The sequence below is a fragment of the Prauserella marina genome, from assembly GCF_002240355.1.
Lineage (GTDB): Bacteria > Actinomycetota > Actinomycetes > Mycobacteriales > Pseudonocardiaceae > Prauserella_A > Prauserella_A marina.
Genome location: NZ_CP016353.1, coordinates 2,411,920 through 2,437,880, shown reverse-complemented (window position 1 = coordinate 2,437,880; position 25,961 = coordinate 2,411,920). Strand labels below are relative to the sequence as shown.

The window sequence follows — 25,961 nt, the reverse complement described above, 5'->3', positions numbered from 1 at the left end:
GCGATCGCGCCGTCAGCCCTCAGGGGTGGGGCGCCCGCTGTATTTGAGCCGCAGCCGCTCCTCCACCTGCGCGTCGGTTTCCTTCTCCACGGCGACGATGTCCTTGAGCCGCTTGTCCGATCTGCGCACCGCCCACACCACGACCAGCAGCGCGAGCCCGTAGAGCGGATAGCCCATCGCGATCTTGGCGAAGGCGAGCCAGCCCGTGTAGTCCTCGTCGTAGAGCCAGCGCTGCACGATGAACCTGGCGAAGAACACGACGGCAAGCGCCAGCGTGGCGATGTCGTAGCCGAAGCGCGAAGGCTTGTCCTTGCGCCACTCCTGACCCGACCCGTTCAGGAATCCCCACACCACACCGGCCAGCGGCCGCCTGACGATCACCGAAAGCACCAGCGCGCCACCGTAGACGAGGCTCGCCCAGATGCCGAAGAGGAAGAACCCTTTCGCCGAACCGGTGCGGTAGGCGATGAAGGCGGCGATGGCGACGCCGAAGAAGCCGGAGATCGCAGGCTGCAACGGCTCCTTGCGCACCAGCCGCAGCACGGTGATCGCCACGGCGGCGCCCAGCGCGCTCCAGATCGCGACACCCAGCCCGAAAATCGAGTTGGCGAGCACGAACACGATGATCGGAACGGACGAGTAGAACAGCCCCGAGGCGCCACCCATCTGTTCGAGCATCGTGGGTTCCCGCTCCCGTTCCTCCTCAGGTGGCTGCGGTGCGCCGGTACTGGTGGTGCGGTCGCGGTCGGGCTGCGGCTCAGTCACGCGTGAAAACTCTCGGCTAGGTTGTCTGCAACAGTTCGTAGTACGGGTTGTACAACACTTTCTGGCCATTACGCTCGGCCATCCGGCCCCGCGCCTTGATGGTACGACCGGGTTCGATTCCGGCGATCCTGCGGCGCCCGAACCACACGAGCGTCACCTCGTCGGTTCCGTCGTAGAGACCGGCCTCCAGCGTCGGCACCTCACTCGCCGGGCACAAATCCACACTACGCAGCCTGCCGAGAACGGTCACCTCCTCGCCGGAGCGGCAGTCGCAGGCTCGCCGCGCGCCGCTCGCCTCCGACTTCTCGGAGAGGTCGTCGGCATCCAATTGCTCGACGTCACTGGTCAGCCTGCGTACCAGCCGGCTGAAGTAGCCGCCGTCTTTGGCGGACATAGGCGTCTGCTCCCGTGCTCGGGGCCCGGCATGACGGCCCGTACGTATTCAGGGTAGCTCTCGTGGCTCTGCCGCCGACAGCGAAGCGGATGTGCGCCAGTATCGCAACGTGACCTCCGCTATGCCGAGACCCATCGCCGTCCTGCTGCCGGGCACGGGCTCCGACGAGGTGTTCGTCCGCTCGGTGTTCGCGGGCCCGCTTCGTGCGCTCGGGATTCCGCTCATCGCCCCCGCTCCTCCCCCAGGGGCGGCCGTGACCAGCGGCTACCTGCGCATCCTCGACGAGTTCGCAGCACGGGCCCGCTCGCCGATCGTGGTCGGCGGTATCTCGCTCGGCGCCCACCTTGCCACCGAGTGGGCACTGCGCGACCCCGGCCGCTGCGCGGGGGTGCTCGCCGCCCTGCCGGCGTGGAACGGCGCGCCAGGTTCGGCACCGGCCGCGACGGCGGCGACGCTGAGCGCCGAGCTCGTGTCCGGCTCCGGGGTCGAGGCGGCGCTGCGCACCGCCGTAGCGGGGGTGCAGCCGTGGCTGGCCGTCGAACTGGCCAGGGCGTGGCGCGGGCACGGGCAGGGACTCGCGGAGAGCCTGAGGACCGCCGCGGGCCACCCCGCGCCGACGCTGCGGGCACTGGAGGGGATACCGGTTCCCTTCGGTCTCGCCGCCTGCGCCGACGACCCGATTCACCCGGTCGAGGTAGCCCGGTCCTGGGCAGCGGCGCTGCCGAACGCCCGGCTGTACGAGACCACGCTGACCGCGTTCGGCGCCGACCGGGAAGTACTCGGCAGAGCCGCCGTGCTCGGCTGGCTGCGGGCGAGGTCGGCCACGACCTAATCAGCGACGGCCACGAAACCGCCGAGCCCGACCATCGTGAGGCCGCTGGCGACGCGTTGCCTCACCCGCCATCGCGGGCTCGCCATCAGCCTGGCGCCCAGTGTTCCCGCGAGCAGAGCGACGGCCAGGTCGGCCACCAGCGCCATCGCCAGCGCGATCAGGCCGAGCACGAGAAACACCAGCGGCGCCGGCGCGGTCTCCGGATGGACGAAATGTGGCAGCAGCGCCATGAAGTACAAGGCCGTCTTGGGATTGAGCAGTTCGGTGATGATGCCCTGCCCGAAGGGTGAGCGGGCAGCCCTGCGCACCCCGCCCGCCGTCGCGGGCTCAGCGCCACCAGCGCCACCCACGCCGTCGTCGTGCCTGCGTAGGATCGCGTGCAGGCCGAGCGCGACGAGATAGCAGGCGCCCGCGATCTTCACGACGGTGAAGGCCACGGCCGAGGTCGCAAGCAGCGCGGACAGTCCCAGTGCCGCGGCGATCACGTGCACGGCGGCGCCGAGGCTGTTGCCGAGCGAGGACCGGATCCCCTCCGAGCGTCCCCCGCGCATACTGCGGGCAAGGACGTACAGGATCCCCGGGCCGGGAGTGATCGCGAAAAGCGTTGCCGTGCCGAGGAAAATCAGCCATTCCGCCGAGGTGGGCACGTGTCTCTTCTCCCTCGAACCCGACGGCGGGCCCGCGTGAGCCGGGGCAGCGCCGACCCGGCTGGCGCGTGCCTCAGCGCCTCGACTGTTGCTGCTGGCGTTGTTGCTGCTGCGCTTGTTGCTGCTGGCCCTGCTGTTCGAGGATGTGCTCGGCGACCGCGTCGGGCAGCTTGATCGGCAGCGGGGTGCGAGGCGGCATGGGCGCGTCTCCCCTCACGACGATCGTGTCGCGCACGATGTCGTTGAGCATCTGCGGCGCGTGCGCGGCCTGCGACTGCGGGCCCGCGATGACGCCGCGCAGCATCCAGCGTGGTCCGTCGACACCGACGAAGCGCAGCGCGACCTCACCGACGATCGCGGAGAGCTCGATGCCCCACTCGCCCCTGCCCGCCGAGACCTTCGCGCCGTCAGAGCGCAGTTGCTCGGTCAGCTCGTTGCTGACGTCCTTCCACAGGCCCCCCGAGCGTGGTGCCGCGTAGGCGCTGATCGTGACCTGGCCGTGGGGCGTCACCACGTGCACGGCGCGCACGTTGTTGGTCTGCTGATCCATCTCGACCTGGACCTGGGACCCGTCGGGGACCGGCACCCTCACCGAACCGAGGTCCATGCGCGGCCTGCCGTCCTCCGGCGCGTCGCCGTCGTCGAAGGGGCCGTCGAGGGCCTGCTCTTCGTCGCCGGCCCCGGCCGGCTCAGAGGTGGTGTCGAACTCCTCCGGTTCGTCCTCTCCCCTGCGATTCCTGCTGAAAATGCCCACTACTCACCTACTCCGTTCCAAGTGCCGCATGCCCACCAGTCGAACCGTAGCCGCCCGCGCCCCGCTGGGTGGCTTCCAATTCGGCGACCTCGACGAATTCGGCGTGCTCGACGCGCTGAACGACGAGCTGCGCGATCCGGTCGCCCCTCGCGAGCGTGACCGGCTCCAGCGGGTCCTGGTTGATCAGGCACACCTTGATCTCGCCACGGTAGCCCGCGTCGATCGTGCCGGGAGTGTTGACGATGGAAAGCCCCACCCTCGCCGCCAGTCCCGACCTCGGGTGCACGAAACCCGCGTAGCCGGAAGGCAGCGCGATCGCGATACCGGTGCCGACGATCGCCCGCTCACCCGGCTTGAGCACCAGGTCGGAGGTGGTGACGAGGTCGGCGCCCGCGTCGTCCTTCCGCGCGTAGATCGGAAGCGGGACGCCGGGATCGATACGAGAAAGCAGGACCTGCACGCTGGACACGACACGCGAGACTACCCTGAGCCCGTGGGCACGAGTACACCTGAGCGAACCAAGGCACGGCCCGGCTTCAGCGAGCGGCTCTACGTCACCTGGTGGGTCTGGCCGTTGCCGCTGGTCGGCGCGACGCTGCTGGCCGCGGAGATCCACATGGGATACCCGGGCCTTCGCGGCTGGCTTCCCTATGCCGTACTGCTGCCGCTCACCGCGGTACTGCTCGTCGGCATGGGCAGGCTTTCCGTGCGCGTCACCGAGGGCGAGGAACCCGAACTGTGGGTCGGCGACGCACACCTGCCCTTGCGCTTCGCCGGCGATGTCGAGGTCATCGGCAAGCAGGACAAGCGAAAGGCGCTCGGGCCGGAACTCGACCCCGCCGCGTTCGTCGCGCACAGGGGCTGGGTGCCCTCGCTGGTGCGAATCCGGCTCACCGACCCGGAGGACCCGACCCCGTACTGGCTCGTCAGCACCCGCCGTCCCGAGCGGCTGGCCGCGCTGGTGCGCGACGCGGCCCCCGGCCGCCCCGCCGAGCACGAAGACGGCAGGGACAGCAGGGACAGTGGGGACCCGTCGAAGGGTGACCAGCCCTGACCCCGGTGAGATCCCGCCGAGACCTCTCCGAAGCACGACCGAGACCAGCGCCTGAAGCGAAACCGGGTGGCCGAGCATCCGCTCGACCACCCGTTCGGTCACCCCGTGATCCCGTGAATCCTGTAGTCCCCTCCTGGTGCACCGCTCGCGACGCGGTGCCGCCTCGACCTCAGGCGCAGTCGCGGCAGATCAGCCGCCCACCGGCCTCCTCGGCCAGCCTGCTCCTGTGGTGCACCAGGAAGCACACCGAACACGTGAACTCGTCGGCCTGCTTCGGAACGACCTTGACGGTCAGGTCCTCACCCGACAGCCCGGAGAGGTCGGCCCCGGGAAGTTCGAAGTTCTCGGCAGTCGCGTCTTCGTCTACATCGACCACGCCAGACTGCGTCTCGTTGCGCCGTGCCTTCAGTTCTTCCAACGAGTCTTCGGCAAGCTCGTCGGCTTCGCTGCGGCGCGGAGCGTCGTAGTCGGTCGCCATTGTCCTTCACCCCTGCGATCAGCTTTTGTACGTGTACGCGGACTCCCAAGCTCCTCCCTGGAAGTCCCTTGAGAGTCCTTCGTGCCGCTGGTCAACGTTCCAGCGCCCGTGTTTGTGCCCGAAACGACAGTGAGGGAGGTCTCTATTCGAGACTTCCGATCTTCGCCCTGAGGCCCGGAGAGGGTAGCCCACGGCATACCCCAACTCGAAACAGGTCACCCAAGGCTTAAGATACGTCACCCATCAGGTGTAATCCGTGCGTGAGCTGCTGTTACGCCGATCGGGTTGCACGCCGGTATCGGCAGGCTGGGCGAGCGGGTGGCCTGGTTGCCGGGCCACCCGCTCGCGTGGTGCCATCCGAAGGCGCCCCCTGCGGGACGACGTGTAACGCCTAGGCTGATCAGCAACGACGGTGTCGGTGTAAGAGAAGTTTCCGAGCGGGGTTATCGGAAGGGACGGCGCAGGTGTCGGGGAGCGGGGGCAGCGCAGGTTCTGCTGGCTACGGGGTTTCGGGTGTTCCCGGAGGCCCCGGGGCCGCCGCGCGGGCCGGAGGCAAGGCGAAGCCGTATCGCAAGCGCAAGCCACTGCCCGCGCTCATCGTGATCGCGTTGCTCGGAGTGGTCGCGGTGTTCGTGTGGGTGAAAGCGATCGCGACCAACGAGAACATCGACGAGGCCATCCGCTGCACGCCGGCCGCCACGCCGCCCGAGGGCGTGACCTACGCGCCGCAGCCCTACGACGCGCTGGCAGGCAGCCAGCCGACGCCACCGGACCGGATCGCGCTGCGCGTGCTCAACGCCAGCGGCACGAGAGGCCAGGCCGCGATCACCACCGAAGGATTGCGCCAACTGGGTTTCACACAGATCGCCGAGCCGGAAAACGATCCCGCCTATCCCGACGAGAAAGCCACGGCGAGCTGTCACGGCCAGATCCGCTACGGCGAGAACGGCGCCGCCGCCGCGCGCACGATCCAGCTCATCGACCCGTGCCTGCAACTCGTGAAGGACAACCGGCAGGACGCCACCGTCGACCTCGCCGTCGGCACGAGCTTCAACGACGTGCGCCCGCTTCCGGCGGGCATGGACATCCTTAAGAAGCTCAACGCGTGGTCGGCCGAGCACAAGGGCACCGGAAACGGGGAGCAGTCCTCCTCGGGAAGGGGCCCCGTCATCGAAGAGGAACTGCTCGCCGACGCGGAGCCCAGCCACTGCTGACCCTGGGCACGCGCTAGATTCCGCCCGCCCCGCATTTGATCAGCACCTCGCGCAACGGCTCCGCGATCGACGTCGCGGCCGCGAGCGTGCCGTCGGCACCGAGCGCGGGATCGGCGCCAGGCAACGACACGACGGCGCCTGCCTCCTCGGCGACGAGCGCGCCGGCGGCCCAGTCCCAGGTCTTGAGGCCGTGCTCGAAGTAGGCGTCGGTCCAGCCAGCAGCGACGAAGCACAGGTCGAGCGAGGCCGAGCCCGGCCTCCTGATGTCCCTTACGTGGCCGAGCAACGCGGCGACCATGTCGGCCTGGCGCGCCCTGCGCTCCGGCAGATAGGCGAAGCCCGTGCCGAGCAGCGCGAGTTCGAGCCGAGGCGGCGCGGATGTGCTCAGCCTCCGCCCGTCGAGCCACGAACCGAGCCCCCTCGTCGCGGTCCAGTGCCGCCCGCTGACGGGTTCGACGACCGCACCGGCCACCGAGACACCGTCGACCTGAGCGGCGACGGAGACGGCGAATTCCGGTAGCCCGTAAAGGAAATTCACGGTTCCGTCGATCGGGTCGACCACCCAGGTGACGGTGCCCGGCGTGGCCCCGTCCTTCCCCGCGGCCGGACCACCGCCCTCCTCGCCGAGTACCGGTTCACCCGGCCGCAGTTCGGCGAGGCGCGCCCGGATCAGCCGCTCCGATTCGTGGTCGACCGCGGTCACCACGTCGGTCTCGCTCGTCTTGGTGTCCACGGCGACGGCCCTGCCCGCGAGCATGGATTCCCGTGCGGCCAGCACCAGTTCACCCGCTTCGGCCGCCACCCGCTCGGCGGTCTCGGTCAGTGCGGTCCGATCGGCTTCGTCAACTCCCACTCCACCATGGGATCACACCCCGCTAAAGTCTCCGCCAAGGCCATCTGAATCGAGAAGGAAGGGACGGCGTCCATGACCTCGAACCGGGGTTTCGGTATCGACATCGGCGGTAGTGGGATCAAGGGCGCCCTCGTCGACCTCGAAAAGGGCGAGCTGATCGGCGACCGGCTGCGGATCGACACCCCTCAGCCCGCGACGCCGGGAGCCGTTTCCGACGTCGTCGCCGAGATCGTGGAGAACTTCGACTGGCGGGGCCCGGTCGGGATCACCCTGCCTTCGGTGATCAAGAACGGCGTGGCGCTCACCGCTGCCAACATCGACCGGAGCTGGATCGACACGGACGCCGACGCGCTGTTCGCCGCGCGACTGCACCGGAATCCCGACGACGTGGCGCTGTTCAACGACGCCGACGCGGCCGGAATCGCCGAGATCCGGTTCGGCGACCCGGTGACCCGCTCCGGCGTTGTCGCGCTGCTGACCTTCGGCACCGGCATCGGCAGCGCCCTCTTCCACGACGGCAAGCTCGTCCCCAACACCGAATTCGGGCATATCGAAGTCGACGGGCATGATGCGGAAAAGAAAGCGGCCGCCTCGGCCAAGGACAACGAGGGGCTTTCCTATCCGGACTGGGCCAAGCGCGTCGATCGTTACCTGACTGTGCTCGAAAATCTCATCGCGCCGGATTTGTTCGTCGTGGGCGGCGGCGTCAGCAAGAAGGCCGACCGGTGGGTGCCGCTGCTGGACATCCGCACTCCGGTGATCGTCGCATCGTTGCTGAACAACGCGGGGATCGTGGGCGCGGCGGCCGCCGCTGCCGAGGGCATCGGTCACTGACGGCCACTGACAACCACCGACGGCCACCGGAAAGCCCGGCGGGCAAGTGCCCTTTCGGGGCCCTCCGACGCGCCTGGCGGTCGGCGAAAAGTTGATCGCTTGGCGACGCACAAAGGCATCGTCGTTACAATGGAACACGCCCCTCGGCTGCGGAAGGTAAAACCGCAGGCCGGGGTATGTTCCCCAAATCTAAGGCAGCCGGGACGCTCGCCGTCTCGGTTCGTCATGATCGACCGCTGCGAAAGGGCGTACGTGGCAGCCGCAAAGACCGCAACCCGAAGCGGGACGAAGACAACGAGCGCCGCCAAGCAAGCGACAGCCGAGGACACCGAGGCGGCCGCGAACGGGACGGCCACGCCAGACGCGAACGCGCCGGATTCCAAGTCGGCCGCGAAGAAGGCGCCCGCGAAGTCCCGCAAGAACGCCAAGACCGGCAAGTCCAGCACCAAGGGCGAAGCCGGTCAGTCCTCCGAGCTCGGCGAGGACATCGACGCTTCCGAACTCGAGGACGTCGATCTGGCCGACCTCGAAGTGGAATCGGTGGAGGTCGACGTCGTCGACGCCACGGTGACCGAGGAAACGGAGGAGAGCGAGGGCGAGGAAGAGGCCAGCAGCGGCACCAAGCCCCGGTCCTCCAACGATCCCGACTTCGTCTGGGACGAGGAGGAGTCGGAGGCGCTGCGGCAGGCCCGCAAGGACGCCGAGCTCACCGCGTCGGCCGACTCGGTTCGTGCCTACCTCAAGCAGATCGGCAAGGTCGCTCTGTTGAACGCCGAGGAGGAGGTCGAACTCGCCAAGCGCATCGAGGCCGGCCTCTACGCGGCGGAACGAGTCAGGGTCGCCGAGGACGAAGGCGAGAAGCTCACCACCCAGATGCGGCGCGACCTCAAGTGGATCGTGCGCGACGGTGAGCGGGCCAAGAGCCACCTGCTCGAAGCGAACCTGCGGCTCGTGGTGTCGCTGGCCAAGCGCTACACCGGCCGTGGCATGGCCTTCCTCGACCTGATCCAAGAGGGCAACCTCGGCCTGATCCGCGCCGTCGAGAAGTTCGACTACACCAAGGGCTTCAAGTTCTCCACCTACGCCACCTGGTGGATCAGGCAGGCCATCACCCGCGCCATGGCCGACCAGGCCCGCACCATCCGTATCCCGGTGCACATGGTCGAGGTGATCAACAAGCTCGGCCGGATCCAGCGCGAACTCTTGCAGGACCTCGGCCGCGAGCCGACTCCGGAAGAGCTCGCCAAGGAGATGGACATCTCGCCGGAGAAGGTACTGGAGATCCAGCAGTACGCGAGGGAGCCGATCTCGCTCGACCAGACGATCGGCGACGAGGGCGACTCGCAGCTCGGTGACTTCATCGAGGACAGCGAGGCCGTGGTCGCCGTCGACGCCGTGTCGTTCACGCTGCTCCAGGACCAGCTCCAGTCGGTGCTTCAGACGCTGTCGGAGCGCGAGGCCGGTGTGGTGCGGCTGCGGTTCGGCCTCACCGACGGACAGCCGAGGACTTTAGACGAGATCGGCCAGGTCTACGGCGTGACCCGCGAGCGGATCCGGCAGATCGAGTCCAAGACCATGTCCAAGCTGCGGCACCCTTCGCGGTCGCAGGTCCTTCGCGACTACCTGGACTGATCACCGGACTCCGGATTCAGCAAAGACCTGCCCCTGGGAAGCAACCCGGGGGCAGGTCTTTTTTCACCGGCCTCGCTCTGTCCTCAGTGGACTTTCTCCGACGTTGGCGCGCGGGAAGCCCTCACCTGATCTACGGTGTTGCCGGTGAGTATGTTCCGCACGCTCAACGTCGACGAAGTACTCAAGCGGCAGGAAACCGGCGAGCTGAAACGCCGGTTGCGCGGACGCGACCTCGTCGGTTTCGGGGTCGGCATCATCATCGGCACCGGGATCTTCACGCTCGCGGGAGTCGAGGCCAAAAACCACGCGGGCCCCGCGGTGACACTCTCCTTCGCCATCGGCGCCGTCGTCGCCGGGCTGGCCGCGCTCTGTTACGCCGAACTCGCCTCCAGCGTGCCGACCGCCGGCAGCGCCTACACCTACGCTTTCGCCACTCTCGGCGAGGTTTTCGCCTGGATCATCGGCTGGGACCTGCTGCTGGAGTTCGCGCTCGGCGCCGCCGTGGTTTCCCGTGGCTGGTCGGGATATCTCGCCAACCTGTTCGGCCTTCCCCAGGAACTGTTCGGGGAGGACGCGACCGTCAACATCGGCGCCGTGCTCATCATCGCCGCGCTGACCGCCGTCGCGGTGCTCGGCATCCGGCAGTCCGCCGTCTTCACCAACACGCTCGTCGTCGTCAAGGTGGCCGTCTGCCTGCTGATCATCGCGGTCGGCGCGTTCTCCGTGAAAGCGGCGAACCTGACCCCGTTCGTGCCACCGTCCCGGCCCGCGGAAGAGGGAACGAGCGTGCTGCACCAGCCCGTCGTCGAAGCCGCGCTCGGCTTCGAGCAGTCGGTGTACGGGATCGCGGGCATGCTCACGGCCGCGGCCGTGGTGTTCTTCGCCTACACCGGTTTCGAGGCCATCGCCAACCTCGGCGAGGAAACCCACAACCCTCGCAAGGATCTGCGCGTCGGCATCCTCGGCGCGCTCGGGCTCTGCGCGCTGCTCTACATCGGCGTTTCGCTCGTGCTCACCGGCATGGTGCCGTTCGCGAGCATCGACGAGGGCGCCCCGCTGGCCGCCGCGTTCAGCGCCGTCGGCCAGAGCTGGGTCGGCGCGATCATCGCCATCGGCGCCGTCACCGGCCTCACCTCCGTGATGATGGTCGAACTCGTCACCATCGGCCGCATCGGCTACGCGATGGGAAGGGACGGCCTGCTGCCGAAGCCGCTCGGCACGGTCCACCCTCGCTGGGGCACTCCGCACAGGGTCACCATCGGCGGCGCCGCGCTGATCGCCGTGCTCGCCGCTTTCGTCCCGATCAGTGAACTCGCGGACATGGTGAGCATCGGAGCGTTGTCGGCGATGATCATCGTGGCGATCGCCGTTCCCGTGCTGCGCCGCACGAGGCCCGACCTGCACCGGCCCTTCAAAGTCCCGTTCTCGCCGGTTCTTCCTGCCCTCGCAGCGCTGGCCTGCCTGTACCTGATGCTCAATCTGGACGTGCTGACCTGGTTACGATTCTGTGCGTGGCTCGCGCTCGGCCTGCTCATCTATCTGTGCTACGGGCGGCGGCACTCGCGGCTGGCCGCCGAGGAGCGGGAACGCGGTTAGGTCGCGCTCCCGTTGTCCCACAGCCGGGGGCGCAATCCGGCGGCCAGCACGAGGTATCTGGTGTAGGGCACGTCCTCGGCCGGAACGACAAGCAGCAGCCCACCGGGAGTCATTCCTTCCCTGCGCAGCGCCGACACCATGAATTCGATCGGCTGGAGGTGCGTTCCCCGCTCCCCCAAGGACGGGTAGGTGTCCACAACGGACACGACGGCGCCTTCCTCGCCGACGAGCAGGCCCGCGAGAAACACGAAATGGCCTGTCCTCCACCGCGACATCCACAGCGGGGGCATGCCGGTCGCCAGATAGTCGCGCAACGCGAGATCGGGCGTGTCCTGCGCGGCGAAGGCGCCGGTGTCGACGTTGCCGATCACCGAGACCGTTTCCAAGTCGGACAGTCCCGCGAACAGGGCCAGCAGGGTGATCACGGTCCAGTCCCCGCTCACCGGCACCACCCCGAGCGCCCCGCCGGACAGGGTCTCCAGCGCGGTCACCACGCCCCCGGCCGAGGTGCCCGCCTTCGCGGCGTCGGCCGTGACCGGCAATTCGATCCGGTAGCCGGTCCTCGGCTGCTCACCATCCGGTCTGCTCGCCGAGGGGGCCGTGCTCAGCACGGTACCGGCTACGCTCGCGACCTCGTCCTGGTCGGCAACCGCGAATCCGTTGGCACGCAACGACACGAGCGCGACGAACGCCCCGCACAATTCGTCCTTCTGCGGCATTTCCTCCCGCGCCGCGTCGAGCAACCGCTCCGCGTGGGGGAACCAGCGCACCTCGTCACGCAAGACCACTCGTCAGTACCGCCACAGGTGCGCGTGCACGACCTCGTCGAGCGATTTGTCCTGTGCCCACTCGGCATCCGAGGCGCGCACTGCGGCGAACGCGCCGAACAACTCGTCGCCGAACGCCTCCCTGATCCGCGCCGACGAGGCGAGCGCCGCCGCGCGCTCGGCCGGGGTCACGGGCAGCCTCGCCACGCCAAGGCGCTCGCGTTCGCCGGCGCTCCACGTTCCCGGATCCTGCCCTATGGGGTCCGGCGGGACCCCGTGGTCGGCGATACCGCCGAGCCCCGCGGCCAGCACCGCCGTCAGCGCGAGGTAGGGATTCGCCGAAGCGTCACACGGTTTGAGCTCCACATTGGCCTGACCGTCGCCGGTGAGCGCTGAGCCGGGAACGAACCGCAGCGGGGCCTCCCTGTTCTCGACGCCCCAGAAGGCATAGGCGCTGGCGAAATAGCCGGGCCGGAGACGGGCGCCGGATGGCACGCTCGGCGCGGTCACCGCCGTGATCGCGCCGAGTTCACGCAGCAGCCCGGCGAGGTAGGCCGCGCCCTCCCCCACCGGACGTGCCGGGTTCTCCTTGCCAGCCAGCAGGTTCCGTCCCTTGCGCCACGGCGAGGTGTGCAGATGCCAGCCGTTTCCCGGCACGTACGGGCTGACCAGCGGCGCGAAACTCACTTTGAGCCCGTTGGCGCGCGCCGCCGCGTGAATGGTCTGCCTCGCGAGGAGCTGGTCATCGGCGGCCGACACCGGATCGGTGGCCACGAGACTGAGTTCGAGCTGCGCGAGACCGTACTCGGCGTGTAACTGGCCGATCCGCAGCCCGTTGGCTTCGAAGTCGCGCAGCAGCGCCGCCACGAACGCGTCGAGCTGCACCAGCGCGTGCGGACTGTAGGCGGGGCCCCTGTGCCCTGGCGAACCGACGATGTCGGATGCCTCGGCCGAGGTCACGGCGAACTCCAGCTCGAATCCGGCGAGCAGTTCGATGCCGTGGTCCGCCGCCGCGGCGACCTGGCGTTCGAGCCGGGTGCGCTGGCAGTACGGCCACGGCGTCCCGTCGGCGGCCGACTGGCGCATCGGTGCCCACGCCAGCGCGGGCTGTCCCGACAACCTGCGCAGTCGTTCGATCACGGGGACCAGTCTGATGTCACCGGAGGGCGTGGCAAGGCCCTCGTGCTGATAGGTGATCCGGTCGTGTGAGTCGAAGACGGCGAACAGGCTCGTCGCGCCGACTCCGCGCGCCGCGGCGTCGGCGAGGCCCGCGACGGGCACGACGCGCGAGCGCGGGATGCCGTTGTTGTCGGCCCACGACAGGTGAACCCCGCGCACACCGTCGGCTGCCAGGTCCTTGGCCGCCGCGGAAGCCGCCTTGGTCATCGACTCATCCTGCCAGCGCACGGCCGGAAGGGGAACGGTTACGGCGGTTCGCGCGCCTCGTCCCGCGACCGGAGGGCAACCCCGCCGACGACGGCGAGGATGCCGGCCGCCTCCAGCACGCTGGGTACCTGGTCCAGCACGACGAAGCCGATGATCGAGGCGGTCACCGGCAGCAACGCCAGCAACACCGCGAACCGGGCCTGGCCCAGCCTGCGCAACACGACCTGGTCGAGCACGTACGGAACGACCGTCGCCAGCAGCCCGACGCCGATGCCCATGGTCAGCAGAGAGGGCGAGCCCCACACCCCGCCCGTCCCCAGCGCGAGCGGCGAGAGCAGCACGGTGGCCACGGCGAAACCGACGGCGAGGCTGTCGATGCCGTTGCCGCCGAGCGCGACCTTCTTGCCGAGCAGGATGTAACCGGCCCAGGCCGCGGCCGCGGCGAGCGCGAACGCCACCCCGGAAGGGCTCCCCCTCAACTGCACGTCGGCTATGCACACGACACCAGCCGCGACCAGCACGAGCGCGGCGATGTCCCTCCTGCCCCGCGAACCGAACGCGGCCACCACCACCGGCCCGGTGAACTCCAGCGCCACCACCGTGCCCAGGGGCAGCCTGGCGATCGCCTCGTAGAACACCACGTTCATGCCCGCGGTGACGAGCCCGAACGCTCCGGCGAGCAACAGCGGCTTTCCGCGCCACGCCGACCAGGGTGGTCTACGCCACGCCAGCAGGATCAGAGCGGCGCCGAGACACCGTAACCATGCGACACCGCCCGGTGACGCGGCGTCGAAAAGCCAGACCGCGACCGCCGCGCCGAGGTACATCGAAATTCCGCTGAGAACGAACAAGATCGGGGCGGGGATGCTGTCGATCCTCCGTTTCCGCTCCGCGATAGCCACCCCCCGATAGTGCCTGACCATGGCAAACGTGCCGCGCTGGCCTGGGTTTTCCCGGAAACCGGGATTGATCTACGACATCCGGAGTAATTCGACGTGACACACCTCCCAACGGCACGGGAACACTTGCGGGGCGCGAAACGTCTGCAAGAGTGGAAGCAGCGAACACCCGAGTCTGGTGCCGCCAGGCAGCGGTGGTCGTGGCTGAACTGATGGCATCGGCCTCCGATGCCGGGACGGAGGGAGACTCCCATGACTTCACCGACGCTCACCCGCCCCGAACTGACCGCTGCGGACCGTTGTGACCGTTGCGGGGCAGCCGCACAACTGCGCGCGGTACTTCGTACCGGCGGAGAGCTGCTCTTCTGCGGACACCACGGCCGCGAGTACGAGGCCAAGCTCAAGGAGCTGGAAGCCGACATCCAGCGCTGAGCCGCCACTGACAGCCGCGAGAAGGGCGGGGACCCCAAGCCAGGGGTCCCCGCCCTTCGGCTTTCAGTGAAGCGCACAGGCCCGCGAACTACTACACGGAATCCAGTACGCCCTCGAAGGCCGCCTCGGCGGCTCCGAGCAGCTTCACGTCGTTACCCAGCGCCGACGTCCCGATCCGGACCCCGCCGAGCGCCCTGCTCACCAGGCTGCGGTCGCGTACCTGCTCACCGATCTTGTCCAGCACGGGCGCGGGCAATCCCGTGAAGAGGCCGCCGAGCACCACCAGCTCGGGCCCGAACAGGTTGACCACGTTGACGAGACCGAGGGTCAGCCATTCGGCGAACTCGTCGAGCCAGCCCCGGCTGTCGTGAGACAGATCACGCAGCTCGGCGACGATCGTGCCCCTCGTGCTCTCCTCGGGCAGTTTCAGTGCCCTGCACAGCGCGGCCTCGCCGATTTCGGTTTCCCAGCAGCCCTCGTTGCCGCAATAGCAGGACCGCCCCCTTGGCCGGACCACCATGTGCCCGACCTCACCGACGTAGCCCGCCGCGCCACGCAGCGGCATGCCCTGCGCGATCACTCCGCCGCCGACGCCGATGTCGGCGGAGATGAACACCATGTCCGACGCGCCGCGAGCCGTGCCCCTCAGGTGCTCGGCGAGCGCGCCGAGTTCGGCGTCGTTGCCCACCACCACCGGGACGTCCAGCGCCGAGGTGAGCCGCTGGCCCAGCGCGACGTCGGTCCAGCGCAGGTTGGGGGCCTCGTGCACGTGCCCGTCGGACCGGCGCACCACCCCGGGCAGCGACACCCCCGCCGCGACCGGCCGCAGATTCAGATCGGCCGCGAGCAGAGTCGTCGACTCGATCACGTGAGTGATCACGTCGTCGGGTGCCCTGGTCCGCTGATGCAGGTTCCAGCTGTTCCTGCCCAGGATCTGCCCGCCGAGACCGACCAGCGCGATGGCGACGAACTCCACCTGGATGTTGATCGCGAGCACGACGGCGGCCTGTGGCTGCGGCAACACCAGCAGCGAAGGGCGGCCCGCCCCGCGGCCCGGCCTCGGCACCCGCTCCTCGACCACACCGGACTCGGCGAGCCCGTCGACCAGCGTCTTGATCGTGCTGCGGTTCAGGCCCAGTTCGGTGGCCAGCGCCGCCCGCGTGCGCGGTCCCGCGACATGCAGCAGCCGCAACAGGCTCGCGCGGTTGTACCGGCGCACCTCGTCGGGTCTGGCAACGGGTGTGCTGGTCACGAGGTTATCGTTCCATCACCCGAATTCATCGTGTCGCTGAGGCCGCCCTGCGGCGGGACAGCGCGTCGACGGTCGCGGCGAGCAGCAGCACGAGACCCGTGACGATCGACACGACGGCGGCGGGCTGGCGCAGCAGGCCCAGTCCGTTGGCGACGACGGCGAGCACCGTTCCGCCGATCACCGCGTCCGACACCCTTCCCCGCCCTCCGAACAGCGACGTACCGCCGATGACGGCCGCGCCGACGGCGAACAGCAGCGTATTCAGGCCACCGGCCTGCGGATCGACGGAACCGACCTTGGACGAGTACACGATGGCGCCCAGCGCGGCCACCGACGAGCAGACCACGAACACGCTCGCCCTGATCTTGGTGACGTTGATACCCGCGCGGCGCGCCGCCTCCCTGTTGCCGCCGACGGCGTAGATGTGCCGTCCGTACTGCGTCCTGTTGAGGACGTAGGTGCCGATCACCAGCAGGGCCAGCACGATCGGCACGACATAGGGCACGCCGGAGATCACGACGTTCGGGTTCGTCGACCTGTTGATCGTCAGCAGGATCGTCACCGCGGCGCCGATCACCGCGATGCCACCGACCTTGAACAGCACGATCGGCGTCGGCTGGGTCACCAGGCCGCGCTTGAGTCTGGTGAAGTGCCGCCCGAACGAAGCCGCGGCGAACCCGCCCGCGGTGACGGCGTAGAGCACCCAGCTCGCCACAGTGGACAGATTCCCGTTGGCGACCTGGTTGAGCACGTTCGACGAGCTGATGCCGATGACCCCGCCCTCTCCGATGAACTGGAGGATCACCCCTTGCCAGGCAAGGAAAAGCGCCAAGGTGACCACAAAGGACGGCATACCGATCCGGGAGACGAGATAGCCGGTGATGCAGCCGATCGCGGTGCCGACGCACAATGCGAGCAGCATCTCGATCCACGGATTCGCCGCCATGCCCGAGGCCGTGATCACGATGCCGAGCACCGATATTCCAGCGCCCGCCCAGATGCGCAGCAGGGCCGCGAGCAGCGCCGCCAGCGCAAGCACGGCGATGAACAGGACGAACACCGTCGACCCCATACCGCCGAGCAGATTCCCGTTCTCCGCGTAGTGCATCGCGAGCACCGCTCCGGCCACCCCCGAGGCCGTTCCCGCCGAGAGGTCGATCTCCCCGACCAGCAGCACGAAGACGATGCCCATCGCGATGATCGTCTGGCCGGCACCCTGCGCGAGCAGATTCGCGATGTTGGTCAGTGAGAGGAAGACGTCGGACAATGCCGCGAACATGCTCACGAGCGCGACGAGTCCCAGCAGCGCGGGCAGGGAACCGAGCTGGCCCGCCCTCAGCCTGGACCCGTAGTCACGGATCGCTTCCGGTGTCGACATCGTGGTGGTGTCGATACCGAAATCGGTGATCGACGTATGCGGGGTGTTCGGCGACGACGACGGCGTTTTCGGCGCCTTCGGCGGGGTCTGGGTCATGGTCGGTTCTTCCTCGTTCACGTCATGCTCACAATGCCACTGTTGGGATCGCTTACAGGACAGCACTTTCGGGCCTGGCGAGCCCGATATCGCCGGAACGACCGGCCGTGATCAACTCGACGACCTGACCGTGCGTGACATCCTCGGTCAGCACCTCGGCCGCCATCCTTCCGAGGTACAGCACGGAAATCCGGTCGGCGACCTCGAAAACGTCGGCCATGTTGTGACTGATCAGCACGACGCCGAGCCCCTGCTCGGCCAGCCTGCGGACCAGGTCGAGCACCTGCCGGGTCTGCGCGACACCGAGCGCGGCGGTCGGCTCGTCGAGCAAAACGACCTTGCTCTCCCACAACACCGACTTGGCGATCGCGACCGTCTGCCGCTGCCCTCCCGACAACGACGAAACCAGCGTCCGTACTGATTGGACGGTTCGAACGGAAAGGGAGGCAAGGGTTTCCCTCGCCGCGCGTTCCATGCTGACCTCGTCGAGCAGCCAGGAACTTCCGCGTTCTCTTCCGAGGAACATGTTCTGCACGACGTCGAGGTTGTCGGCCAGCGCCAGATCCTGGTAGACGACCTCGATGCCCAGTTCCGCCGCGTCCTTGGGACTGCGGATGTGCACCTGTTCACCTTGGAAAACGACGGTTCCCGAATCTGCCCCGTGAATACCGGCGATACATTTGACCAAAGTGGACTTTCCCGCTCCGTTGTCGCCGACCAGCGCGTGGACTTCTCCCGCCCTGACGGCGACGTCCACGTCGTGCAACACGTGGACGGGTCCGAAGCTCTTGTTGAGTCCCTTGATGTCGAGGATCGGCTCACTCATCGCGTTCGCTCCATGGTGCCGGGACGAGGCACCGGCTCGCCGCCCGCGCCCCGTCCCGGTGGTCGGGTGAGAATCAGGAGATTCCGAGCTGCGAGCACACCTGCTGCAGGTCGCCGGTGCACACTTCGGAAGCCTTGACGTATCCGTCGTCGATCACGCGCTTCACCTCGTTCTTCGTGATCAGGTACGGCTCAAGGAGCACGGACTTGACCTCGCGGTTGCCCTCGGGATCGTGGCTGCTCTGCTTGGCGAGCGCGTCGGCGGCCGCGGTGTCACCCTTCGCCAGCGCCGCCGCGAGCTTCGCGGTCGCGTCGGCTTCCTCCTGGATCGGCTTGAACACCGTCATGTACTGGTCGCCGCGCAGGATCGCCTTGAGCCCGTCCGGTGTCGCGTCCTGCCCGGTGACGGGGACGGTTCCGGCAAGCCCGTTCTTCTGGAGCACGGTGATGATCGCGCCGGCGAGCCCGTCGTTGGCGGCGACGACACCGTCGACCCTGCCGCCGTTGCCGGTGAGGATCTGCTCGAACGTGGTGCCGCCCCGCTGGTTGTTCCAGTCGTCGATGGGCTGGCTCTGCACGAGCTTGAGCGCGCCGGAGTCGTACAGCGGTTGAAGGATGTTGCGCTGGCCTTCATGGAAGAGCGTCGCGTTGTTGTCGGTCGGCGCTCCCTCGATCTCGATGACCTGTGCGCCCTGCTTGCCTTCGAGCGCTTTGGCCAGCCCTTCGCCCTGCAACTCGCCGACCTTCACGTTGTCGAACGAGACGTAATAGTCGGAGCCGCCGCCGAGATTGAGGCGGTCGTAGTCGATCGTCGGGATACCCGCGTTCTTCGCCTTGGCGGCGACAGCGCTGCCGACCTCACTGTTGATCGAGGCGATGACCAGCACCTTCACGCCCTGCGAGATCATGCCGTCGGCCAGTGTCGTGAACTTCTGGACGTCGCCCTGCGCGTTCTGCACGTCGGGATCGAAGCCCTCGGCGCGCAGGGCCTTCTCGATCATCGGCTTGTCGAAGCCTTCCCAGCGCGCCGACGTCGCCGTCTCCGGCAGGATCACGCCGACGGTGCCATTGGGCGCGGCCTGTTGTTCTTCACTCGTGGCGCCGGTGTTGCCGCTCTGGTTCCCTTCTCCGCTGTTGGCACCGCAGGCCGCGAGCGTCAGGGTGATACCGAGGGCGGAGGCGGCGAAGGCAAGAGATCTCTTGGTTCGCATCCGTAGAACCTTTCGGGTCCGGCCGACGAGCAGCGGCCCGAACCGCGGCCGGCGCCTCGTCGCGCGAAATGTTGTGGCCGACAACATATGCCCGGAACGCGGGTGGACGGAAGCACCTCTGTATCGATTGAGTACCGGGTCCCGGACACGGTTTGGTAACCCGGGTGAGAGGAGACCGAGACGCTGACGGGGCGCCGGCAGTCGGTTGCCGGGTGCTGGTGGGACTGGCAGGCGGTTGCCGGGGTCCATCGGCGAGTCCCCCGTCCAGGACGCCGAGACCCGCACTCACGACAGCGAGATCCGCACTCAGGACGCCGAGATCCGCTTTCGGGACGGCGAGCTCGGCACTCAGGACGGTGAGTTCCGCGTACGCGGTGGTGAGACCCGCGTTCGGGACGGCGAACTCGCACCCCGGCACGCGAGGTCTGCGTTCAGGAGACCGAGATCCGCACTCACGACGCCGAGATCGGTATCCGGGACGGCGAGATGCACACACTGGACGGCGAGTTCCGCGGTGGGCACGCGATTGTCATGTTGTCCGGTCCGATGTCCGGCGCCCAGCGGTCTCCGTACCAAGCGATGACCATCCTGACTGGTAGGTGGCGCCAACGGACATCTCGCGCCTGCTCCGCGACCTTCCCGGCATCGCGAGGACAGGCTCATGTACACCGGCGTGGAAGCGGACAGCTGACGGCGCGACTCACGGACCCGAACAAGGATCTCGCCGTCCCGAGTGCGGATCTCGCCGTCCCGAGTGCGGTTCTCAGCGTCGTGACCGCGGATCTCGACGGCCTGAGTGCGGAACTCGGCGGCCTGGACGGGGGACTCGCGAACGGGGCCGGACGCACGGGGCACCCGGCCGGGCTCCCGGTGCTCGCTGGGCATCCGGCCGGGCTCCCGGGCTCCCGGGCCTCCCGACGAACGCGCTTGGGCTCGGCCTCGCGGCGCTCAGGCTCGGCGCTCGGGGCCGGGGTTCGGGGCCCGGCACCCAGGTTCGGGGCCAGGGATGGGGCCCGGCGCTCAGGTTCGGGCCCGGGCTCGGGATGGGGCCCGTGCTCGCGCGCTACCAGGAGCGGAGGGTGGCGATCCGTTCCTCAAGTTGCTCCATGCTGGCCATGGCCGTTGGCGGGCCACCGCAAATGCGCCGCAGCTCGTTGTGGATCGCGCCGTGTGGCTTGCGAGTGCGGTGGTGATAAACGCCGACCAGAGTGTTCAGTTCCTTGCGCAGCGACTGGATCCGCTCGCCGACCGAACGCGGCCTCGGCGGCGCCTTGGCCTGCTCGGCTTCCGGCTTGCGCCGCTTCGCGTCGGAGAGCTGCTCCTCCTGCCGCTTGCGCAGCAGCGCGCGCACCTGATCCGGTTCGAGCAGTCCCGGCAGCCCGAGGTATTCCTGCTCCTCCTCGCTGCCGGAGAACACGGCGGTGCCGAAGGAGTTGCCGTCGTAGATCACCTGGTCGAGTTCGGCGGAAGCACCGAGCGAGGTGAACGCCTTCTCTTCCTCGCCGGGCTCGTCCTCGGTGCGGTTGGCGGCGACGAGCAGTTCGTCGTCCCAGCCGTCCTTCTCCCTGTGCGGCTTGCCGAGGACGTGGTCGCGCTCGGCTTCCAGTTCGCTGGCCAGTTCCAGCAGCACGGGGACGCTCGGCAGGAAGACACTCGCCGTCTCGCCTGACTGCCGCGATCGCACGAACCGGCCGATGGCCTGCGCGAAGAACAACGGCGTCGACGCGGACGTGGCGTAAACGCCGACGGCCAGCCTCGGCACGTCGACGCCCTCCGACACCATCCGCACGGCGACGAGCCAGCGCTCCCCCGAATCGGAGAACTCGCCGATTCTCGCCGATGCCTTCGGATCGTCGGAGAGCACGACGACCGGTTGCTCGCCGGAAATCCTCGCGAGGATCTTGGCGTAGGCACGGGCCGAGTCCTGGTCGGTGGCGATGACGAGCCCGCCCGCGTCAGGGATCCCCGCGGCACGAAGCTGAGTGAGCCGGGTGTCGGCCGCCTGGAGCACCGACGGCACCCATTCGCCGCCGGGGTCGAGCGCGGTCCGCCACGCTCGGGCGGTCTGCTCCGCGGTGAGTGGTTCGCCGAGCCTGGCCGTGAACTCGTCACCGGCGCTGGTGCGCCAGGACGCCTCACCCGAGTACGCGAGGAAGACCACCGGCCGCACGACGCCGTCGGCGAGCGCGTCGGCGTACCCGTAGGAATGGTCGGCCTTGCTGCGCTGAGCGCCGTCGGCGTCGGGCTCGTAGTTGACGAAGGGAATCGGCGAGTCGTCGCTGCGGAACGGCGTTCCCGTCAGCGCGAGCCTGCGCACGGCCGGTGTGAACGCCTCGAAGACCGCGTCGCCCCACGACTTCGCGTCGCCCGCGTGGTGGATCTCGTCGAGGATCACCAGCGTCTTGCGGTTCTCGGTGCGCACCCTGTGCAGGTTGGGATGGGCGGCGATCTGCGCGTAAGTGACGGCGACGCCCTGGTAGTCCGATGAGGTGACGGCCGAGGTGTTGCGGAAGTTGGAGTCGATCGCGATACCAGCCGCTGCCGCGGAGACGGCCCACTGGTGCTTGAGATGCTCGGTGGGGGTGACGATCGTGATGGCCTCGATGGTCCTGTCGGACAACAACTCGGCGGCGATGCGCAGCCCGAACACCGTCTTTCCCGCGCCGGGGGTGGCGACGGCGAGGAAGTCCTTCGGTTTGCGGGTCAGGTATTTCGTCAGCGCGCGGCGCTGCCACGCGCGCAGCGGGCGGGCGGTGGAGTCGTTGTGGGGTTCCGGTGCGGCGAACCCCGCGGTGGCCTGAGCCGTATCCGACACCGCCGCTCCAACTCCTCTCCCCTGCCGGCTCCCTGGAAGACCCAGGCGCTCCGAGAACCGCACGGCACTCGCACATGCGAAGGCCCCCACGACGTCGCGCCCGGCAGCCATGCCGGTTTTCGCGGTGAGGGCACTGGCGACGAGAGTACCTGCCGCCACCGACAGGACCACTCCACGGCACGCCGGGCGACGCGCTCAAGGGACCCGCCGCGCCAAACACCAGGACATGGACCATGCTTGAGGCGCGATGGAGACGCGAGACCCAGCGACGCCACAAGGCGAGGGCGCCAGCCCCCGGAGCCGGAGGACCCGGCGCAAGGGCCCCCTTCGCCTGATCAGCCGTACCCTGGGAAAGGCGTGGGAAGGCAACATCTTCTCCGAGGCGGCCGAAGCCGCGTTCTGGCAGACTCTCTCGCTTCCCCCGCTGTTGCTGGGTCTGCTCGGCAGCCTCGGTTTCATCGGCGAGTGGTTCGGCGGCACGGTCGTCCGCGAGGTGCACGACCGCATCATCGACTTCTCCGAGACGGTCTTCAGCGGCAGTGTCGTCCACCAGATCATCGAGCCGACCGTCAACGACATCCTCACCACGGGTAAGGGCGAGATCGTCTCGGTCGGTTTCCTGATATCGCTGTGGGCGGGCTCGTCGGCGATGTCCTCGTTCGTCGACGCGATCACGGTGGCCCACGACCAGTACGGCGTGCGCAACGAGGTGTGGCAGCGCATCTTCGCGCTGCTGTTGTATCTGATCAGTTTAATTCTGTTGGTGGTGGGGCTGCCGATCATCGCCATCGGGCCAGACCTGCTGCCGGAGTTCTTCCCCGTCGATTGGCAGCCCACCATCTCGGCCTGGGTCGACATCGGCTATTACCCCGCCGTCGGCGTGCTGTTGATGCTGGCGCTCGCCACGCTCTACAAGCTGGCCCTCCCGCGCAAGCTGCCATGGCACAGGGGACTTCCCGGTGCGGCGCTCGCGATGGTGATCTTCCTGCTTTCCAGCATCGGGCTGCGGTTCTACATCAGCTGGATCACGACCACCGGCTACACCTACGGCGCGCTGGCGACCCCGATCGCATTCCTGCTGTTCACCTTCTTCATCGGGCTGGCGATCGTCGCCGGCGCGTATTTCAACAGCGCCATCCAGGAACTGTGGCCCGCGAAGATGACGCGGCGGCAGCGCCGCAAGTGGCGCAGGCTCGAAATGGAACGCGCCAACGAGCGGATCCGCGAGCAGGAGAGCAAATCACTGTGGCAGCGCACGACCATCCCGTTGCGCAGGCCCAAGAAGGCCGAACTCGCGCCGGGCTTCGCACCCGGTGGCGGCGAGAAACAGGGCGGTGGCGCGAAAGCCGCTGACGACCCCGCCGGCGGCGCCGAGACCGCGCCCGCGCCCCCGGACGAGCGGGAGCCACACGAGCACGGCACGCCATCTCGGCAGCCCTCCCCCGCCCCGGAGCCCGATACCGGAGAGGGCACGAACAGCACGAACGGCGACGGCGCGGACGCACCGGACACCCGGCCGTTCAGCACCGGCACCGAACGGCGGGACGATCCCGGCGCGGGCGAAGAGCGGCGACCGGAACGCGGCAGGCCGCCACTCGATCCCGCGGACCCCTCAGCGGGGCAGGCGAGCGAGGCTGGTTATTCGTCGCCCCCGCCGGGTGGCATACCCTCGTAGATCTTCTTGCAGTCAGGGCACACCGGCGATCCGGGCTTCGGCGACTTGGTCACCGGAAACACCTCACCGCACAGGGCCACCACGTGCGTGCCCGTGACCGCGCTTTCCGCGATCTTGTTCTTGCGCACGTAGTGGAACATCTTGGGGGCGTCGTCGTCGGTGACGTCGGTGCCCTCAGGGCGCGTGTCGACCTCTGGCAATGTCTGCGTACTCACGCCCTCCATGATGCCGCATGGCCGGGCGCGGCCACACGACATCCCGCGGCCGTGACCACCCGGTCACGGTATGCACAAAACGGACACGGTGGAGCGACCCACCGGCACTGCCCAAGCCACTGGTAAGCGAGGATGCCTACTCATGATCAGCTCTCAACTCCCGCTCCTCGCCATGTCGGCCGAGGTCGCCGACGCGCTGGCCGAGGAGAGGGCGGTCGTCGCACTCGAAAGCACGTTGCTCTCCCACGGTCTTCCTCCCGGCCGCAACCTGGAGGTCGCCCACCGGCTGGAGCGCACCGTGCGCGAGCAGGGCGCGATCCCGGCGACGATCGCGGTACTCGACGGCCAGGCACTCGTGGGACTCTCGGCCGGACAGCTGGAACGGCTGTGCGAACCCGGCGCCGACCTCGACAAGCTGTCGCTGCGCGATCTGGGGCCCGCGATCGCGCTCGGCCGGTCCGGCGCCACGACGGTGGCCTCCACCTCCGCGCTGGCCAACGCGGCCGGTATCAAGGTGTTCGGCACGGGCGGGCTCGGCGGTGTGCACCACCCGCTGCCCGGCACGACGGCGACGTGGGACGTCTCGGCCGATCTCGGTGCGCTGGAACGGATCCCGGTGCTGGTGGTGTGCTCGGGGATGAAGTCGATCCTCGACATCGAGGCGACCCTTGAGGTGCTTGAGACCAATTCGGTGCCGGTGCTCGGCTACCGCACCGACGACTTCCCCAGCTTCTATCTGCGCTCCTCCGGAGTTCCGGTACCGCGCAGGGTGGACGAGCCCTCGCAGGTCGCCGACGTCGTGAGGGCACACCGGCATTTCGCCGATTCCGGGGTCCTGCTGGCCAATCCGATTCCCGCGAAGTCCGAAATGGACCGTGAACTGCACGACCGGCTGCTCGCGGAAGGACTGGAACTGCTGCGCGCCCGCGACGTGCACGGTTCCGACGTGACCCCGGTTCTGCTGGAACACTTCCACACCGCGAGCGAGGGCGTGAGCCTCGACGCCAACGAGGACCTCGTGGTGTCCAACGTCGAGCTGGCCGCGCGGGTGGCCGTGGAGCTGGCCTCGTGAAGGTGGTCGTCGTCGGCGACGCGGGGCTCGACGTGGTCGCCAGGCACGACGGCCCCGTCGTGCACGGAGGCGACACGAGGGCGACGGTGCGGCTGGCAGGTGGAGGGGCCGGGGCCAACACGGCGTTGTGGCTTGCCGAGGCGGGAACGGCCCCGACGCTGGTGGCGCGGGTCGGCGACGACGCGGGCGGGCGCATGATGCGCGCCGAACTGGAGGCCGCCGGTGTCGACTGTGCCTTCGCGGCCGACCCCGACGAGGCGACGTGCTGTGTCATCGTGCTCGTCGACGAGAACGGCCAGCGCAGCATGCTGCCCGACCGGGGAGCGAACAAGCGGCTCGCCGAAGCCGACATCACCTCCTCGGCCCTGGAAGGGGCTGCCCACCTGCACCTTTCCGGATACGTCCTGCTCGACCCCTCGTCCCGTCCAGCGGGACTCGCGGCGCTTCACGCCGCGCGAGCGGCGGGACTGAGCACGTCGGTCGACCCGCAGTCGGCGGCGTTGCTCACCGATCCGGCCGCGTTCCTCGCCGACATCGAGGGCGTGGACCTGCTGCTGCCCAACGAGGTGGAGCTGGCCGCGCTCGCCGGTTCCCCGGGCCCAGCCGATGCGCGGCGGTTGCTCGGCACGGTCGGCGCCGTCGTGGTGACCTCCGGATTCGCGGGCGCGACCTGGATCGGCGCCGACGAGGTCGTCTCCGTCGAAGCCGAGCGGGTGGACTGCGTCGACAGCACCGGTGCGGGCGACGCGTTCAACGCGGGCCTGCTGAGCGCGTGGCTGCACGGTAAATCCACTGTGGACAGTTTGCGGTCCGGGGTGGCGCTCGGCACCCGCGCGGTCAGCGTGATCGGCGCGCAACCACAGCGCCGGCAGCGCTGACGGCGGA

The 25,961-nt window shown here is 68.6% G+C and carries 26 protein-coding genes; 10 read left to right on the top strand and 16 right to left on the bottom strand.

All coding sequences use genetic code 11. The features are described 5' to 3' along the window. Positions 1-12 precede the first annotated feature (12 nt). A complete protein-coding gene (locus BAY61_RS11280) occupies positions 13-765 on the bottom strand; it encodes a DUF3159 domain-containing protein (protein WP_420848725.1) in 753 nt (250 codons plus the stop codon). 16 nt (positions 766-781) lie between these two features. After that, positions 782-1,159, bottom strand: coding sequence for an OB-fold nucleic acid binding domain-containing protein (locus tag BAY61_RS11275; RefSeq protein WP_091796061.1), 378 nt, complete (start codon positions 1,157-1,159; stop codon positions 782-784). A 109-nt stretch (positions 1,160-1,268) separates the two neighbouring features. On the opposite strand from BAY61_RS11275, the gene BAY61_RS11270 reads away from it, so the two are divergent. Further along, the gene (locus tag BAY61_RS11270; RefSeq protein WP_245865997.1) at positions 1,269-1,991 is read left to right on the top strand and encodes an alpha/beta fold hydrolase; all 723 of its coding nucleotides are present in this window, start codon (positions 1,269-1,271) and stop codon (positions 1,989-1,991) included. Here the strand turns inward: BAY61_RS11270 and BAY61_RS11265 are convergent. The 3 genes from BAY61_RS11265 to dut all read right to left on the bottom strand — a co-directional run bounded on the left by BAY61_RS11265 (position 1,988) and on the right by dut (position 3,861). Next, entirely contained in the window at positions 1,988-2,638 is a 651-nt protein-coding gene (locus BAY61_RS11265; RefSeq protein ID WP_091796056.1) for a LysE family translocator, read from the bottom strand. The two genes, BAY61_RS11270 and BAY61_RS11265, sit on opposite strands and share 4 nt — an antisense overlap. A gap of 73 nt (positions 2,639-2,711) precedes the next feature. Then, complete coding sequence (locus BAY61_RS11260) at positions 2,712-3,392, bottom strand: DUF3710 domain-containing protein (protein ID WP_091796052.1); 681 nt, start codon at positions 3,390-3,392, stop codon at positions 2,712-2,714. 7 nt (positions 3,393-3,399) lie between these two features. Continuing rightward, entirely contained in the window at positions 3,400-3,861 is a 462-nt protein-coding gene (dut, locus tag BAY61_RS11255; protein WP_091796049.1) for a dUTP diphosphatase, read from the bottom strand. 24 nt (positions 3,862-3,885) lie between these two features. On the opposite strand from dut, the gene BAY61_RS11250 reads away from it, so the two are divergent. Next, positions 3,886-4,446: a DUF3093 domain-containing protein gene (locus BAY61_RS11250; protein ID WP_091796046.1), complete on the top strand. Its 561-nt coding sequence runs from the start codon at positions 3,886-3,888 to the stop codon at positions 4,444-4,446. A gap of 169 nt (positions 4,447-4,615) precedes the next feature. Here BAY61_RS11250 and BAY61_RS11245 read toward each other — a convergent pair whose 3' ends face one another. Next, positions 4,616-4,924, bottom strand: coding sequence for a DUF4193 domain-containing protein (locus BAY61_RS11245; protein ID WP_091796043.1), 309 nt, complete (start codon positions 4,922-4,924; stop codon positions 4,616-4,618). A gap of 464 nt (positions 4,925-5,388) precedes the next feature. Here BAY61_RS11245 and cei point away from each other — a divergent pair, with 464 nt between their 5' ends. Further along, the gene (gene cei, locus BAY61_RS11240; protein ID WP_170140038.1) at positions 5,389-6,138 is read left to right on the top strand and encodes an envelope integrity protein Cei; all 750 of its coding nucleotides are present in this window, start codon (positions 5,389-5,391) and stop codon (positions 6,136-6,138) included. A gap of 13 nt (positions 6,139-6,151) precedes the next feature. Here the strand turns inward: cei and BAY61_RS11235 are convergent, their stop codons facing one another. Further along, a complete protein-coding gene (locus BAY61_RS11235) occupies positions 6,152-6,991 on the bottom strand; it encodes an inositol monophosphatase family protein (RefSeq protein WP_091796040.1) in 840 nt (279 codons plus the stop codon). 72 nt (positions 6,992-7,063) lie between these two features. Between BAY61_RS11235 and ppgK the strand changes: the two genes are divergently transcribed. The 3 genes from ppgK (at position 7,064) to BAY61_RS11220 (ending at position 11,053) form a co-directional block, all read left to right on the top strand. Beyond that, positions 7,064-7,825, top strand: a complete 762-nt coding sequence (ppgK, locus tag BAY61_RS11230) for a polyphosphate--glucose phosphotransferase (protein ID WP_091796037.1) — start codon at positions 7,064-7,066, stop codon at positions 7,823-7,825. A gap of 225 nt (positions 7,826-8,050) precedes the next feature. Then, positions 8,051-9,457 carry an RNA polymerase sigma factor gene (locus BAY61_RS11225; RefSeq protein WP_091796034.1) on the top strand — a complete coding sequence of 469 codons (1,407 nt, stop codon included), beginning with the start codon at positions 8,051-8,053 and terminating at the stop codon, positions 9,455-9,457. A 150-nt stretch (positions 9,458-9,607) separates the two neighbouring features. Continuing rightward, entirely contained in the window at positions 9,608-11,053 is a 1,446-nt protein-coding gene (locus BAY61_RS11220; protein ID WP_091796031.1) for an amino acid permease, read from the top strand. On the opposite strand, the gene BAY61_RS11215 is transcribed toward BAY61_RS11220, so the two are convergent. The 3 genes from BAY61_RS11215 to BAY61_RS11205 are packed head-to-tail and all read right to left on the bottom strand — an operon-like array spanning position 11,050 to position 14,033. Next, positions 11,050-11,841 carry a DUF6885 family protein gene (locus BAY61_RS11215; RefSeq protein WP_091796028.1) on the bottom strand — a complete coding sequence of 264 codons (792 nt, stop codon included), beginning with the start codon at positions 11,839-11,841 and terminating at the stop codon, positions 11,050-11,052. The two genes, BAY61_RS11220 and BAY61_RS11215, sit on opposite strands and share 4 nt — an antisense overlap. A 3-nt stretch (positions 11,842-11,844) precedes the next feature. Further along, positions 11,845-13,206 (bottom strand): type I glutamate--ammonia ligase, encoded by a 1,362-nt coding sequence (locus BAY61_RS11210; protein ID WP_091796026.1) that lies wholly within the window; start codon positions 13,204-13,206, stop codon positions 11,845-11,847. 38 nt (positions 13,207-13,244) lie between these two features. Beyond that, positions 13,245-14,033 carry an EamA family transporter gene (locus BAY61_RS11205; protein WP_211323486.1) on the bottom strand — a complete coding sequence of 263 codons (789 nt, stop codon included), beginning with the start codon at positions 14,031-14,033 and terminating at the stop codon, positions 13,245-13,247. 324 nt (positions 14,034-14,357) lie between these two features. Here BAY61_RS11205 and BAY61_RS11200 point away from each other — a divergent pair, with 324 nt between their 5' ends. Then, positions 14,358-14,537 (top strand): DUF7455 domain-containing protein, encoded by a 180-nt coding sequence (locus tag BAY61_RS11200; protein ID WP_091796020.1) that lies wholly within the window; start codon positions 14,358-14,360, stop codon positions 14,535-14,537. Between the two features lie 91 nt (positions 14,538-14,628). Here BAY61_RS11200 and BAY61_RS11195 read toward each other — a convergent pair whose 3' ends face one another. From BAY61_RS11195 to BAY61_RS11175, 5 genes are all read right to left on the bottom strand, one after another. Then, complete coding sequence (locus BAY61_RS11195) at positions 14,629-15,789, bottom strand: ROK family transcriptional regulator (protein ID WP_091796017.1); 1,161 nt, start codon at positions 15,787-15,789, stop codon at positions 14,629-14,631. Between the two features lie 25 nt (positions 15,790-15,814). Further along, positions 15,815-17,263, bottom strand: coding sequence for a sugar ABC transporter permease (locus BAY61_RS11190; RefSeq protein ID WP_091798689.1), 1,449 nt, complete (start codon positions 17,261-17,263; stop codon positions 15,815-15,817). Positions 17,264-17,315: 52 nt separating this feature from the next. Further along, complete coding sequence (locus tag BAY61_RS11185) at positions 17,316-18,089, bottom strand: ATP-binding cassette domain-containing protein (protein ID WP_091796014.1); 774 nt, start codon at positions 18,087-18,089, stop codon at positions 17,316-17,318. Between the two features lie 73 nt (positions 18,090-18,162). Beyond that, positions 18,163-19,299, bottom strand: coding sequence for a sugar ABC transporter substrate-binding protein (locus BAY61_RS11180; protein ID WP_091796011.1), 1,137 nt, complete (start codon positions 19,297-19,299; stop codon positions 18,163-18,165). Positions 19,300-20,362: 1,063 nt separating this feature from the next. Further along, positions 20,363-22,114 carry a DEAD/DEAH box helicase gene (locus BAY61_RS11175; RefSeq protein WP_091796007.1) on the bottom strand — a complete coding sequence of 584 codons (1,752 nt, stop codon included), beginning with the start codon at positions 22,112-22,114 and terminating at the stop codon, positions 20,363-20,365. 247 nt (positions 22,115-22,361) lie between these two features. On the opposite strand from BAY61_RS11175, the gene BAY61_RS11170 reads away from it, so the two are divergent. Continuing rightward, entirely contained in the window at positions 22,362-23,789 is a 1,428-nt protein-coding gene (locus BAY61_RS11170) for a YhjD/YihY/BrkB family envelope integrity protein (RefSeq protein WP_245865993.1), read from the top strand. Here BAY61_RS11170 and BAY61_RS11165 read toward each other — a convergent pair. After that, a complete protein-coding gene (locus BAY61_RS11165) occupies positions 23,753-24,013 on the bottom strand; it encodes a DUF3039 domain-containing protein (RefSeq protein WP_176879485.1) in 261 nt (86 codons plus the stop codon). The genes BAY61_RS11170 and BAY61_RS11165 overlap by 37 nt on opposite strands. A gap of 133 nt (positions 24,014-24,146) precedes the next feature. Between BAY61_RS11165 and BAY61_RS11160 the strand changes: the two genes are divergently transcribed. Then, entirely contained in the window at positions 24,147-25,076 is a 930-nt protein-coding gene (locus tag BAY61_RS11160) for a pseudouridine-5'-phosphate glycosidase (protein ID WP_091796001.1), read from the top strand. Further along, positions 25,073-25,954, top strand: coding sequence for a carbohydrate kinase family protein (locus BAY61_RS11155; protein ID WP_091795999.1), 882 nt, complete (start codon positions 25,073-25,075; stop codon positions 25,952-25,954). Before BAY61_RS11160 ends, BAY61_RS11155 begins: the two co-directional genes overlap by 4 nt. The last annotated feature ends 7 nt before the right edge of the window (positions 25,955-25,961 follow it).